7 protein-coding genes and 1 tRNA gene are annotated in these 15,727 nt (G+C 28.7%); 3 read left to right on the top strand and 5 right to left on the bottom strand.

Going from position 1 to position 15,727, the window contains the following annotated elements; translation table 11 throughout:
• Positions 1-40: 40 nt before the first annotated feature.
• The 4 genes from SY27_RS09495 to SY27_RS09480 are packed head-to-tail and all read right to left on the bottom strand — an operon-like array spanning position 41 to position 7,133.
• A complete protein-coding gene (locus SY27_RS09495) occupies positions 41-1,846 on the bottom strand; it encodes a peptide MFS transporter (protein WP_045969603.1) in 1,806 nt (601 codons plus the stop codon).
• A 4-nt stretch (positions 1,847-1,850) separates the two neighbouring features.
• Positions 1,851-3,395 carry a peptide MFS transporter gene (locus SY27_RS09490; RefSeq protein ID WP_045969601.1) on the bottom strand — a complete coding sequence of 515 codons (1,545 nt, stop codon included), beginning with the start codon at positions 3,393-3,395 and terminating at the stop codon, positions 1,851-1,853.
• Positions 3,396-3,430: 35 nt separating this feature from the next.
• On the bottom strand, positions 3,431-4,960 hold the full coding sequence (locus SY27_RS09485; protein WP_045969599.1) for a peptide MFS transporter: 1,530 nt from the start codon (positions 4,958-4,960) through the stop codon (positions 3,431-3,433).
• A 1-nt stretch (position 4,961) separates the two neighbouring features.
• A complete protein-coding gene (locus tag SY27_RS09480) occupies positions 4,962-7,133 on the bottom strand; it encodes a S9 family peptidase (RefSeq protein ID WP_045969597.1) in 2,172 nt (723 codons plus the stop codon).
• A 133-nt stretch (positions 7,134-7,266) separates the two neighbouring features.
• Here SY27_RS09480 and SY27_RS09475 point away from each other — a divergent pair, with 133 nt between their 5' ends.
• The 3 genes from SY27_RS09475 to SY27_RS09465 all read left to right on the top strand — a co-directional run bounded on the left by SY27_RS09475 (position 7,267) and on the right by SY27_RS09465 (position 15,598).
• Complete coding sequence (locus tag SY27_RS09475; RefSeq protein WP_045969595.1) at positions 7,267-13,224, top strand: PAS domain S-box protein; 5,958 nt, start codon at positions 7,267-7,269, stop codon at positions 13,222-13,224.
• A gap of 32 nt (positions 13,225-13,256) precedes the next feature.
• Positions 13,257-14,573, top strand: a complete 1,317-nt coding sequence (locus SY27_RS09470; RefSeq protein ID WP_045969592.1) for a hydroxymethylglutaryl-CoA reductase, degradative — start codon at positions 13,257-13,259, stop codon at positions 14,571-14,573.
• A 107-nt stretch (positions 14,574-14,680) separates the two neighbouring features.
• Entirely contained in the window at positions 14,681-15,598 is a 918-nt protein-coding gene (locus SY27_RS09465; protein ID WP_045969590.1) for a GYDIA family GHMP kinase, read from the top strand.
• A gap of 46 nt (positions 15,599-15,644) precedes the next feature.
• On the opposite strand, the gene SY27_RS09460 is transcribed toward SY27_RS09465, so the two are convergent.
• Positions 15,645-15,717: transfer RNA gene (locus SY27_RS09460), tRNA-Phe, on the bottom strand.
• Positions 15,718-15,727 lie beyond the last annotated feature (10 nt).

The following is a 15,727-nucleotide window of genomic DNA, read 5'->3' as shown; positions in this document are numbered from 1 at the left end:
TATAACAAAATTAGACAAAAAAGATGCCAAATTTTGTTTGTTATCTAACACCGTGCATTAGTTTTTTGATAACTGGCGTCATTAATATTGACAAAGCAGCCATTACTAAAGAAATTATTGTTAACATCCAGAAGAAAGAACTTAACCCTGATTCATTAGCAATTTTATCAATTTTTTCTCCAAACATACCCGCACCTTTCATACCAATTGCTACAGCTAAATACCAAACACCAAACATAAAAGCAATCATTCTAGCTGGAACTAATTTACTCACGTAAGACAATCCTACAGGAGAAATACACAGCTCACCCATTGTATGGAATAAATATACTAAAATTAACCAAATCATACTTACAGAAGCAGTTTTAGCACCTGGCTCAATTCCTGTTGCTCCAATTGCAACACAAGCCATTCCTAATGCTAATAATCCCATTCCAATACCATATTTCATATTTGCATTTGGATTGTATTTACTTTCCCACCATTTAGAAAATAATGGAGCTAATGAAATAATGAACAAAGAGTTTAATGTTGAAAACCATGTTGCAGGAACTTCTGTAATTGCTTTTGTAACTTTTTCAATTTTTAGCATCTCTAAAGTTGAATCTGACAATGTTATAAACCCTGCGGTGTAAAAATCTTTAATCAACATCCAAATTGCGATTGTCCAAATAATAACAAAACTGGTAGCTAAAATAATATTTGCAATTGCGTAATTTTTGAATGTTTGTTTGAATAATAAATATAAAACCCACGTTATAATTGCTAAAGGGACAATTGTAATTAATGTGTTAATAAATAGAAAGAATGTACTCCAATTACCTTCTAATACTCTATCTGTATAATCACTAGCAAAGATTGTTAATGAGTTTGGAGATTGTTCGAAAATTGCCCAAAAGAAAATGGTTAAAAAAGCAAAGAAAGTTACTGCAATTAATTTTTCTCTTGTAATTTGAGAATACTTCATTAAACGAGTCACTAATAAGTAAATAAACAATAATAGTGCTGTTACTATAGCAATGTTGTTTCCATTTTCTCCTAAAAATCCGAATATATTTACAGCTCCACCAGAAATTTTAGAAGCAGGATCGTTAATGATCCATAATAGACCTAATATTGAACAAACAGCAATAATACCTAATTCTAACTTAGTGAATGGGTTTCTTGCATCTGTGTCAGCAGCTTCAGATTTTGCTTTACTTTCTGCTGTTGGTTTTAATCCAATGTCTCCAAAGATGTTTTGAGATAACCAAAATTGTAACATTCCAAAGAACATAAAAATTCCAGCTAAACCGAAACCATAACTCCAACCTACTTTTTCACCTAAATAACCACAAAGTAGAATTCCAAAGAATGCACCAGCATTTACACCCATATAGAATAATGTGTAAGCACCATCTTTCTTTTCCGGTCTGTCTTTGTACATTTCAGAAATTATTGAAGTCATATTTGGTTTAAAGAAACCATTTCCGAAAACTAATAAAATAAGTCCTAAATAAATTGAAAATTCCGTTTCAACAGCCATAGAAGCATGTCCTAAAGTCATTAAAACAGCACCAACTACAACAGCCCATCTAAAACCAATAATTTTATCAGCAAAATATCCACCTAACATGGTTGATAGGTAAACTAAACCTACATAAGAACCAAAAAGTGCAGACGCATTTTCTCTTGTCCATTCCCAGCCACCACTAGTAAAAGAAGCTGTTAAAAATAATATTAATAGTGAACGCATTCCATAAAAAGAAAAACGTTCCCACATTTCTGTGAAAAATAATACAAATAGCCCTGCTGGATGTCCTAGGACAGGATTTTTAAAAAATTGATCTGTTGAATTTTGACTCATAATATTAATTGTTTAATTCTTTATCTACTCCGTGCATTAATTTTTTGATAACTGGAGAAAGAGCTAGTAATAAAACTCCAAATCCAAGTCCTGTATAAAATAAATATTCAAATAGTTTCAAATAACTTTGTTTTGCTAAATTTAAATCTGGTGCGGTTCCGTTTGTAGTATCTACAGAAGCTATGTTTGCTAATACAGAAGCTATAAATTCTGAACTAGCAGTTGCTAAGAACCAAACCCCCATCATGAAACCAACAATTTTTACTGGGGATAATTTAGTAACCGCAGAAAGTCCAACAGGTGATAAACTTAATTCTCCGCATGTATGTAAAAGGTAAGCTAAGATTAACCATATAGCAGCTACTTTTCCTAATCCAGAGACATTGATCCCCATTACTAAAGCGCCAAAACCTAATCCTACTAACATTAATGCTAATGAAAATTTAACGGCTGTATTTGGGTTATATTTTCCTAATTTTACCCATAACCAAGCAAAAACAGGTGCTAATGAAATTATGAATAAGGAATTGAAACTCAGGAATTGTCCTGCTGATAATTCAAAACCAAAGATATGTCGATCTAAAATTCTATCAGCAAAAAGGTTCATAGAAGTATAGGCTTGCTCAAACAGAGCCCAAAAGACAATAGTGAAAATGATTAAAATAGTTAATGCTATTAATTGTTCACGAGCTTTTCCGTCTAATTTTGTTGCAGCATAATATACAATATATAAAAATGAAACAGCACCAGCGACTTGTAAAGCTATTGAAACAGCATCATGATTTTGTACCATTTGCCAAAATATTAATGTAGATAAAATACTTCCAATATAAATTAACCACTCGTTTTTAAGTCCAAATGATTTTTGTTCTAAAAAGGCTGGATTGTTAGATTCTCCTTTACCCATTAATAATTTCTTACCTGAGATAAAGGTTAATAATCCGAAAAACATTCCAATTCCAGCAGCACCAAATCCATAACTCCAACCATAAGCTTCTCCTAACCATACACAAACAATTGTTGCTAAGAGAGAACCTAGATTTATACCCATGTAGAATAGTGTGAACCCAGAGTCTCGTCGTTTATCTCCAACAGTATATAATTCTCCTACTAAAGAAGAGATATTAGCTTTTAGAAACCCTACACCTAAAATAATTAAGGCTAGTGAAAAGTAAAAAATTTGTAAGGCCGTGTTATCTCTTATAATTTCTCCTGTAATAGATTGTGTGGCAGCATTTCCCTCATAAGCCATTCCTAAATGTCCTAAAACAAGCATAATTCCACCAAAAACAATAGCTTTTCTAAAACCTAAATATTTATCTGCAATAAATCCTCCAATAACAGGAACTGCATAAACTAATGCTGCATAACTTCCAATCAATAAATTTCCAGAATCATCAGAAAATAAGTGATACTTTGTTAGGTAAAAAATTAATAAAGCTTTCATTCCGTAAAATGAGAATCGCTCCCACATCTCTGTAAAAAATAAGATGAATAAAGCTCTGGGATGTCCAAAAAAAGTTTTCTCTTTTATTGTTGTATTGGTCATATTATGGTTTTTCTGGTTAAATTGTAGTTGTTTGATTAATGAACATTGCCCATTAATTTTTTCATTAATGGTGAAAAGATAAGGACTAATAATCCAGCTCCAAGAGAATATTTTGCTATTAAATCAAATCCATTAGTATAAATAGAAAGTGTTTCTAATCCTCCTACGTTAATATCTGTACTTTCAACAGCTAGTTGTTTTGAAATAAATCCTACAATTTGAAATGCGTAGGCAGAAGATAGAAACCAAATTCCCATCATGAAAGCGACAATGCGTTTTGGTGATAAATCGGTTATTTTGGATAGTCCAACAGGAGACATGAATAATTCTCCAATTGAAATTATAAAATACATTATTAAAAGGTATGAGAAAGGAACCATTCCATTCTCATCTGCACTTGCGCCACTTAATGAAAGAATATAGAAACTTAATCCAGCTAAGATTAGTCCAAAGCCAAATTTATAAGGTGTTCTAGGATTAAGGTTTTTCTTAGATAGATAAGCCCAAAGTAGTGAAATTGGAATAGAGAGGGCTATAATAACTAATGAGTTTAATGAATTTGTTTGACTAGCATTCATGATGCCATTTAAATTTACATTTCTGTCTGCAAATAGAGTGATTACACTTCCAGACAACTCATGGAATCCCCAAAAAAGAGTCATGAAAAATGTAATTAAGATAGCCATAATTAATTTTTTTCTTTCTTCTATACTTGAATTCTTAAGAATAATGAATAGGTAAATAAAAATTAATACTCCAATAACTTTAAATAAGATATTTACGATATTTTGGTCTCCTAAAAAAGAATCTTCTTTTCCAATAGATTTATAACTAGCTAATAAAAATGCTATTATAGGTGCGCATAAAAAAGCAACGATTGGGATAAATGTTTTTTGAGGAATTCCTAAAATTTTCTTTTCATAGATTTCTTTATTTGGTGGTAATCCTTTGTCTCCAAAAACATTCTTTTTTATTCCGCTCCAAAAGAAAAGTAATCCAGTAAGCATTCCTAATCCTGCTAAACCAAAACCATAATGCCAGCCATACGTTTGTCCTAGCCAACCACATAGTAGTGGTGCAGCAAATCCTCCAATGTTAATTCCCATATAAAAAATGGTAAATCCAGAATCTTTTCTTCTGTCTCCATCTTCGTATAATGAACCAACGAAAGTTGAAATGTTTGGTTTAAAAAAGCCATTTCCTACAACAATGAATGCTAATGCAAGGAAAAAAGCAATGTCATTTTCAATTGCTAAGACAAAATGACCTAGAGACATTAAAATTCCACCAAGAAAAATAGAGCTACGCATTCCTAAAATTTTATCAGAAATACGACCACCTATAACAGTTGAAGCGTAAACTAGTGAGCCATATGAAGCATAAACAGCAGCAGCAGCTACATCTCTTTCGGCTAAAGCTTTAAAGATTTCGTTAACCATGTAAAGCATTAGTAATGCTCTCATTCCATAAAAACTAAATCTTTCCCAAAGTTCTGCGAAGAACAAATAAAATAAACCTTTAGGATGTCCAAATAATTCAGGCTGTTTATCAGTAATACTGTTCATGTTATAGCTTTTCTAAGATAAAGTTAGTCATTTTTGTATATAGTTGAAGTCTAGTTTTTCCACCATAAATTCCATGATTTTTATCAGGATATATAGCCCAGTCAAATTGTTTATTTGCTTGTACTAAAGCTTCAATCATTTTCATGGTATTTTGTACATGTACATTGTCATCCGCAGTTCCATGAATTAATAGATAATTTCCTTTTAGTTTTTCAACATGATTAATAGGGGAATTGTCGTCATAACCACTTGCATTTTCTTGAGGAGTTTGCATGTATCTTTCTGTGTAAACACTATCATAATATCTCCAACTAGTAACTGGAGCAACAGCAATTGCTGTTTTAAATACATCATTTCCTTTTAATATACAATTACTACTCATAAAACCACCATAACTCCAGCCAAAAATACCAATTCTTGATTTGTCCACGTATGAATAGTTTCCAATTATTTTCGCAGCGTCAATTTGATCTTCTACTTCATATTTGCCTAATTCTTTATACGTAACTTTTTTAAATTCGGCTCCTTTGTAACCAGTACCTCTTCCATCTACGCAAACTATTATGTATCCTTTTTGGGCTAACATGTAATACCAATAATCATTTGATGAATTCCATTGATTCGCTACAGATTGTGATCCTGGTCCTGAATATTGATACATAAATACTGGATATTTTTTTGAAGTATCAAAGTTTTTAGGTTTAATCATCCATGCATTTAATTCATTTCCTTTAGAAGTAGTTAGAGTGAAAAATTCTTTTGGAGCAATATTGTATTGCGCTAGTTTTTCTTCTATTTCATTGTTTATTACAATTTGCTTTATTAATGCTCCTGTTTTTGATTCATTTAAAGTAAATGTAGGGGCATTTATTGCGCTAGAATAAGTATTTATGAAATATTGAAAATTAGGGCTAAAAATAGCATTGTTTGTCCCTGTTTTAGAAGATAATCTTGTTTTAGATTTTCCATTTATTTTAATGGAATAAACATCGCGATTAATTGATCCATTTTCAACGGATTGATAATAAATAGTTTTGTTTTTTTCGTCAAAACCATAATAATTGGTTACTTCCCAGTTTCCAGAAGTAATTTGTTTTTTTAGTTTTCCATTTTTATCATAATGATAAATGTGGTTATATCCATCTTTTTCAGAAGTCCAGATGAAACTATTATCTTCTAAGAAAGTAAGATTGTCAGTAACGTCTATATATGCCTTATCCTTTTCGTTTAGAATTATCTGAGTATTTCCAGAATTTGCATCAACAAAATGTAAATCTAGGTTGTTTTGATGGCGATTCATCACATGAACGCTTAGAGTATTATTGTCATTTGTCCATTTAATTCTTGGAATATAAAAGTCTGTATAATTTCCTAAATTAATTTTTTTAGTTGTATTTGTTTTTAAATCATAAATGTGTAGTGAAACAATTGCGTTTTTTTCTCCTGCTTTAGGATATTTGAAAACAGATTGCGTAGGATATAGTCCTTCGTTGTATAAATCCATTGAGAATTCAGGAACATTTGTTTCATCAAATCGAATAAATGCAATTTTTTCACCTGAAGTATTCCAGTCATAAGCTTTTACAAAAGCAAATTCTTCTTCATAAACCCAATCAGTTATACCATTGATAATAGCATTTTTCTTGCCATCATTTGTGATTTGTAAATGGGTTTGAGAAATTACATCATAAACATATAAGTTGTTTTCAAATGCATAAGCTATTTTTGAACCATCAGAAGAAAAAGTAGGCTCTTGAATTTTTTTATCAGTAAATTTTGTTAGTTTTTTTGATGAAATATCATACACAAAATAATCAGCGGTAAAAGAATGTCTAAAAATTGGATTAGAATTTGTAGCAATAAGAATTTTATTCTCTGTCTTATCAAAAGTGTAGCTATCTATAGATTGAAGTTCTTTGTGGTTTTTTGTGTCAATTATGTTGTTTACTTTTTCAAGAGTTCCAAAATCATATAAATCTATTTGCATCGACCTTGAACTTCTATCAAAATTTAAGATTGTATATTGATTTGTGTTTTTCATTGCATGAAGTTCATCCATCCCTTTTGTTCTAAAGGCTCCAGACCAAATTTCTTCAAGCGTAATGTTTTGTTGTGCAACAATTGAAAACGAAGCGACTAACAATAAAAAAGTAGTAATTTTCCTTAATGACATATTAAATCTTTTATTAAAAAACCCCCAATAATAGGGATTTTTTATGACATATGCATGAAATTTAACTTATTTTGGTGTCTATGCTTTTTTTTTATACTTTTATAGGGTTAACTGCCCCTACTATTTTCCAAATATGATTAAACTTTACCATTTAATTTTATTTTCATTTTTTTTGCTTTCTTGCCCTATACAAAGTCAGCAATATAATTTTGAAATAATTAATCAAGAGAAAGGATTTCCTTCTTCTTCTGTCAACAAAATATTTAAGAGTAGTGATGGGCTTTTTTGGTATGGAACCGAAGGAGCAGGATTAATACGTTATGATGGTAACCAATTTGTAAATTATAATAAATTTAAAGGCTTAGAAAATTTTTTCATTACAGATATAATTGAAAGTGATGACAAGAATTTAATACTTACCACAAAGTTTAGAGGGTTGTTGGTTTTTAATGGAAAAAAAATTATAAAAGGAATCAAATATCCTAGTTATAATGGTAGGTTAGATGTATTTAAAAAAATTATAAAAACAGATACTAAAATATATGGTATTACAACTAATCGTATTTATGAAATTGATGAAAATCTAAGAATTCATCCAATAATCGATATTGTTGATAAAAAAATATCTAGTATAAATACAGTAACACAATTAGACGAGAATAATCTTCTTGTTGCTACCAATAATGGACTCTATCAATTTTCAGACAGTAAATTTTTTATTTTAGATTTTACAGATAACGATGTTTGTATTTCAGGAAATAAAAATACATTTTATTATTTAGGAGATAATAAAGGAAATGTTTTTATAATTCAATTTGATAAGGGGAAATATAGATATAAACATAAGATTACAACAGTTAAGAAAGCAGATAATTCTAATTTTTATATTAATAATATTTATAAGACTAATTCTGGTGATATATGGGTATCAGGTAAAAACCTAGGAGGAATAGGGATTGTCTATGGAAAAGATAGTTATTTAATTATTGATGAAGAAAAGGGGTTTCCACAATCTGAAGTAAATACCATTTTTGAAGATAATGGGTGTTTGTTTTTAGGATCAAATTATTTAGGCGTAATTCAGTTTAGTGATCAGACATTTGTAAAATACAACCATCATTCTGGATTAAGTTCAAAGTCAATATTTGCAATTACGGAAAAGGGAAATGATTTATTTGTTTATAGCAGAGAAAATGGATTAAATATATTTACAGAAGAAAACACCTCTACATTAAAACATAAGAAGAAAATAGAATTTAATGAAAGGGTAAGTGTTTTAAAAAAGGCTAAAAATGATGTAATCCTTATAGGGGCTGAAAACGGATTATATAAATATCATGACAATAAAGTTATATCGCTTATTCCAAAAATTAATGTATTAGCAATTACTCAAGATAATCAAGATCGATTTTGGATTGCAACAAATGGAGATGGATTATTAATTGTTGATTCAAAATTTAATCTAGTTGCAAAATTATTTAAAAATTCAAAAGGAAGTGTTTGTTATAATTCAATTCAAATTGGAGACAATTCATGGCTGGTTTCTACATCATTAGGTCTTTGCGAAGTAAGTTATGATAAAAAACATTTTAAAGTTAAAAAAAAAATTATACATGATTTATTGTTTTTAGTAACAAAAGACAAATACAATACAATATGGTATAGTGGTACAAATAAAGTTTATTCATATAATAATGGCGTTGTAAAATCATTTGGAACAAATGACGGATTATCATCTACATTAATATATACTTTAACAGCAATTGAAGATAATGTATTGATTGGTTCTAATTTAGGATTAGAAAGAATTATTGCGGATAAAAACGGGAACATTCTTAATATAGAAAATTTGAGTTCAAGCAATATGTTTGATGGTATCGAAACGAATACAAAATCAGATTTTATAGATAAAAATGGGAATGTCTATTTAGGAACAGTAAAAGGGCTTTATAAGTATTATTTTAAAAACAGAAAATCTAAAATAGCAACACCAATTTTTATCACAAATTTATTAGTTAATAATAAAGATTACGTTGCTGAAGAAAATAAATACTTTAACGTTCCTAGAGAGAATATTAGTTTTACTCATAAAGAAAACACACTTTCTTTTCAAATAGGACAAATAAATAACTCTTTAGCAGAGAATAATTATTATTCGTATAGGCTAAAGGGATTAAATAAAATATGGACAAAACCAACAAAAAGCAAAGAAATTAACTATCATAATCTTCAACCAGGGAACTATACTTTTTATGTAAAAGAAGTTGATGCTCTAGGAAATGATTTAGGACATAAAACATCTTACACTTTTAATATTACACCACCTTTTTATACTTCTTGGTGGTTTGTTTTTCTTTTATGCTCATTAACAATAATTGCTTTTAATTATTTGATAAAAGATTCATCAAAATACAATAAAGATTTTGTTAAGAATATTTCTGAAAACGAGATGCAGTTCGACTTAAAAAGTTATTTTTTATATTTTGGAATTATTATAATTTTCACTCAAATTGCATATTATATATTTGAAACATATGATGAAAAAGAATTAATTGTTAAAACAATTTTAGGGTTCATATCGTTGTTTATTTACTTTCTTTCATCAATAAAAATAGTTAAAGGAAATCTAGATAAAATATTCACTTTCTTTTTTATAGCAATAACAGTTATTGTATTTAATAATCTAATTTATTCAGAAATCTCATTTGTCAACTTTTCAGAGTTTCTGTTGTTAGTGTTCTTTTCATACAATGTCTTTAAAAAATTCAGGAACTATATTATTTACATTCTTATTGTTTTGGCAACTCTATTGTGTTTTTTTATTATTGAAACAGAAAATAAAGGAGTTTACATTCAACTAATAAGCGCTACATTCATAATTGTAATAATCAATTTTTCTAGACGAATTAATTTTTTAAATACGTATGATAAATTAGTTTTTACAAACGATATTATTAATCAATCAAACTTTATTACCATAGCTTGTGATAAGTTTGGGAATGTTGTTTTTTGTAGTGATTCAATTATTAAGGTATTAGGTTATCAAATTGAAGAAGTAATGGGTAAAGGCTTCTGGAGCCTAACAAAGGATAGTGATTTTGAAGATGTCGACTATAATATAAAATATATTCCTAATTCTGTTTATACAAGAAAACTTAGAGCAAAATCAGGAGATTATAAATATATTCAATGGAGCGATTTTAAGTATTCTAGTAATTTATTTATTGCCACAGGACTCGATGTTACTCAGAAAATTATAGCAGAAAAAGAATACCAAACATTAATTGAAAATGCACCTGATATAATATATGATGCCAATAAAGAAGGAATTATTACGCTGATTAATGATGCTTCAAAAAGAGTTTTAGGCTATGATCAAAGTGAAATTGTAGGAAGGCATTTTGCAGAATTTTTATCTCCAAAGGAAAAAAAGAAAGTACAAGAGTTCTATAGACAAAAATTAGACAATCAAACAGATTTTGATTCTTATGTAATTCCTATAAGAAATAAAGACAAAGAGCTTTTATGGTTTTCGCAAAAAGTGAGGATTAAATATGATTTAGAAAACAAAGTATCTGGTTTTTCATGTGTTTTAAGAGATATTACAAAAACAAGAAAATTAGAAGATAGAATTATTTATAAAAACAATATTCTAACACAATTATCGCGATATACGAATAAATTAATTCAAAAAGAAAGTATAGATGATATTTTTGATGAATCATTAGGAAGTTTAACAAAAGCTATAAATGCAGATAGAATATGCTTCTACAAATATGAGCAAATAAATAATGTAGTGAATCAAAAATTTGAATGGTTTGTAAAAGGTAATGTTTTAAATTTAAACAATCCCAATTTTCAAAATTTTCAGGCAGATGAGTATGCAGATATGTTTAATACATTATTAGAAAACAAATCATTTAAAATTATTACAAGTAAATTAGAGAATACACTTTTGAAAGAAAGATTAAGAAAAAGAGGTATTCAATCAGTTCTATTAGTTCCTGTGTTTCATGTTGATGGGTTAATAGGTTATTTAGGTCTTGATAATTTTCATATAGATAGAAACTGGGATGATGAGGAAATCACAATTTTGGAAACATTGGCAAATAATATTGCAACAACTATAATAAGAATTAATAACGAAAAAGCGCTACAAGAAAGCGAAGAAAAGTTTAAACTATTAGCGAATAATATCCCAGGAGCAGTTTATTTAGTAAAATTTGACAAAAACCGATCTAAAGTATATTTAAACAAAGAAATTGAAAAATTAACAGGCTACTCAATGGCTGATTTTTTTGAAGGAGATGTTAAACTTTTAGACTTATATCATCCAGAAGATAGAGAAAAGGCTATAAAAGAAATTGATATCGCAGTAAAAAACCAAAAAGCCTTTTTAGTAACATCAAGATTAATTAAAAAAGATGGTACAATAATATGGGTTGAAGAGCACGGAGAAGCCATTCTAATAGATAATAAAATTGAATATCTAGAAGGAGTATTAATAGATGTTACAGAACGGAAAAAAGCAGAAGAAGCCATTTTAGCCAAAGAGTTGGCAGAAACTTCAAATAAAGCAAAATCAGAATTCTTGGCAAATATGAGTCATGAAATACGAACCCCTTTAAACGGAATAATAGGGTTTAGTAAATTATTGCTTAATACAAATATAACAGAAATACAAAGTCAATATTTGCAAACAGTAAATCAATCTGCCGAATCATTATTAGATGTTGTTAATGATGTGTTAGACTTGTCAAAAATAGAAGCAGGAAAACTAACATTAGATGAGAGTAAAACAAATCTGTATAATATAATTAATCAGTCTGTAGACATGGTTAAATTTACAGCACATCAAAAAAATATTGAAATAATTGTAAATGTAGAAGAGAATATTCAGTGCGTAATTTGGACAGATGAAGTTAGGTTAAAACAAATATTACAAAACTTATTAAGTAATGCTGTTAAGTTCACATTAAAAGGTCAAATAGAATTAAATGTAACAGCACAAAAAACAGAAAATGATACTTCAATTATCAATTTTCAGGTAAAAGACACAGGGATAGGGATAAAACCTGAAAATAAAGATAAAATATTAGAAGCGTTTTCTCAAGAAGATAGTTCTACAACAAGGAATTTTGGAGGAACAGGATTGGGTCTTTCAATCACAAATAGTTTGTTAAAATTAATGAATTCTCAACTACAAATAGAAAGCGATATTAAGAAAGGAAGTACTTTTAATTTTGAAGTAGAATTAAAAACAGAACTTTGTGAAAATCATACCATATTATACAACAATAGATTTAAAAACGCACTTGTTGTAGAAGATAATAGATTAGTATGTGATGTTATTAAGAGAATGTTCAAAAGTTTAGATATACCATGCAAAACAATATCTACAAAAAGTAATGCTGTAGAAATAATAAGAGAAGGAAAAGAATACGATTTAATCTTAGTTGATTATGAGTTTTTGTCAAGAAAAACCATTCTGGAAATTATAGATATTGTTAACCTTAGAAAGAAAACACACCTGTTGATAATGCAAAATTCAACATCAGACTTTATTGCAAGTAAAAACTTTAATAATATTCAAAATATAATAAAGCCATTAAAAATTCATGTTCTTCAAAACTATTTAAATAAAATAAATAACCCAATTAAAAGGAACGTTAAAGAAAAGCTAATAAACAAAGAATCATTAATAAACAAAATAAGCATCCTAGTTGTAGAAGACAATAAAGTTAATATGCTGCTTACAAAAACGTTAATCAACAGAAACTTTTCAAACATAATAATACACGAAGCAAACAACGGTTTAGAAGCAATAGAAATTTTTAAAAATACAAGTCCTGAAATTATCTTAATGGATATTCAAATGCCAGTGATGAATGGATATGAAACAACAGAAGAAATAAGAAAAATAAATTCTGAAGTAATTATTATTGCACTTACAGCCGGAGTCATAACAGGAGAAAAAGAAAAATGTTTAGATATAGGAATGAACGATTTTATACTAAAACCAATAGATAAAGAGCTTTTTGAAAACACATTAATAAAATGGATAAATACATTACAAAAAATATCCATTTAGTATCTTTGCAGTTATATTAAGAATATAAATTTATGACTCAAAATATAAAAGGGTTTTCAAAACTATCAAAAGAAGAGAAAATAAATTGGATAGTAGAAACCTATTTCTCAAATCCAGAAGAATCTAAAAAACTTGTAAAACAATATTGGAATGCAAGTGAAAACTTGCAAAAACTACACGATGAATTTATAGAAAACACCATAACAAATTTTTATTTGCCTTATGGAGTAGCTCCAAACTTCATTATTAATGGGAAACATTATACAGTTCCTATGGCTATTGAAGAAAGTTCAGTTGTGGCAGCCGCATCAAAAGCAGCTAAATTCTGGGGAGAAAGAGGCGGTTTTAAAGCTACAGTTATAAATACAGAAAAAATAGGTCAAGTGCACTTCTTATTTAAAGGAAGTGTAGAAAAATTACAAGATTTCTTTACTGAAATAAAACCAAAATTCTTTTTATATACTGAAAGTTTTACTAAGAATATGCAAAAACGAGGAGGTGGAATTTTGGATATTCAATTAATTGATAAAACATCAGAACTAGAGAATTATTATCAATTACATGCTACATTCAATACAAAAGATAGCATGGGAGCAAATTTCATCAATACCTGTCTTGAGCAATTTGCAAAAACATTAGAAAACGAAGCGCAAAACTTCGTTAGCTTCAATGAAGACGAAAAAAATATTCAAGTAATAATGAGTATTCTAAGTAACTATGTTCCTAATTGTCTTGTAAGAGCAGAAGTGTCTTGTTCAATAGAAAACATGAGTGAAGACGAGTTGATAGACTCTAAAGAATTTGCAGAGAAGTTTGTAAATGCTGTTAAAATAGCAGAAATAGAACCTTATAGAGCAGTGACACATAATAAAGGAATTATGAACGGAATCGATGCAGTGGTTCTTGCTACAGGTAACGATTTTAGAGCTATTGAAGCAGGAGTTCATGCTTATGCAAGTAAAACAGGACAATATAGAAGCTTATCTCATGCAGAAATAGAAAATGGAATTTTTAGATTTTGGATAGATATCCCATTAGCACTAGGAACTGTTGGAGGATTAACATCATTGCATCCATTAGTGAAATTTTCACTAGAAATGTTAGGAAATCCTAGTGCTGAAGAATTAATGAAGATTGTAGCAGTTACAGGATTAGCTCAAAATTTTGCAGCAGTTCGTTCCTTAACTACAACAGGAATTCAACAAGGACACATGAAAATGCATATCAATAACATTTTAAATCAACATCAAGCAACAAAAGAAGAAAAAACACAAGTGTTAGATTATTTTAAAAACACAGCTATTTCTCATAGCTTAGTGGTGGATTATTTAGATAATCTAAGAAAATAAAATATTTTTTAAGAAGCTTTTCCTGCTGTACGCTATATCTTTTTTATTTTAAATACATTTAATATAAAAAAGGATGTCGCTTCCATCAGGGCTAAAACATAAAAGTAATGCAAGAACAAATTTTTTATAGTAATGGAAAGCTGTTATTAACAGGAGAATATGTCGTTTTAGATGGAGCTCAAGCATTAGCAGTACCAACAAAATTTGGACAAAATTTAATTATTAATCAAGGAAAAAATAAGCAAATTAATTGGATAAGCTATGATTCAGACAAGAGTATATGGTTTGAAGATGTTTTAAGTTTTGAAGAAATAAAAAACAAACAAACTCAAGAAACCAATTCAAAAATAAAAAATACATTATTAGAAATTTTATATCAAGCTTATGTCCAAAATCCTACTTTTATTGAAAAATCAAGTGGATACGAAATAAAAACGCATCTCACTTTTCCAAGGCTTTGGGGATTAGGAACGTCATCAACGTTAATTAATAACATAGCGCATTGGTTACAAATAGATGCTTTTCAATTAATAAAGGAAAGCTTTGGAGGTAGTGGATATGATGTTGCTTGTGCACAAAATAATAAGCCTATTATTTATGCTATAGAAGCAAATAAACCAAAATATGAAATTGTAGATTTCAATCCTTTATTTAAAGAAAATATACATTTTGTTTATCTGAATCAGAAACAAAGTAGTAAATCAGCAATATCAAATTATATTACGAAACAACATAAAGTAGATAAAGTAATTTCTAAAATAAATAATATTACACAAGAAGCCTTAAAAGTAACAGAAGGAAGAGATTTTGCGTTACTAATGGAGAAACATCAAGCAATAATGAGTGATGTTTTAGAAACAGAAACAGTAAAAGAAATGCTGTTTCCAGATTTTAAAGGAGTTGTGAAAAGTTTAGGTGCTTGGGGAGGCGATTTTGTAATGGTGTTGTCTAAAGACAACCCTAAAGATTACTTTATTCAAAAAGGATATACTACTATTTTAACTTATGAAGAAATGGTGTTGTAATTCAAAAAAAAGTCTTGATTTCATTTATTAAATCAAGACTTTTTTGTGGTACCTCCAGGAATCGAACCAGGGACACATGGATTTTCAGTCCATTGCTCTACCAACTGAGCTAAGGTACCATTGCTTTGT

It is taken from the genome of Flavobacterium sp. 316 (assembly GCF_000967805.1).
Lineage (GTDB): Bacteria > Bacteroidota > Bacteroidia > Flavobacteriales > Flavobacteriaceae > Flavobacterium > Flavobacterium sediminilitoris.
The sequence above is the reverse complement of the archived record's forward strand: the minus strand, read 5'-3'. Positions and strand labels throughout refer to the sequence as shown.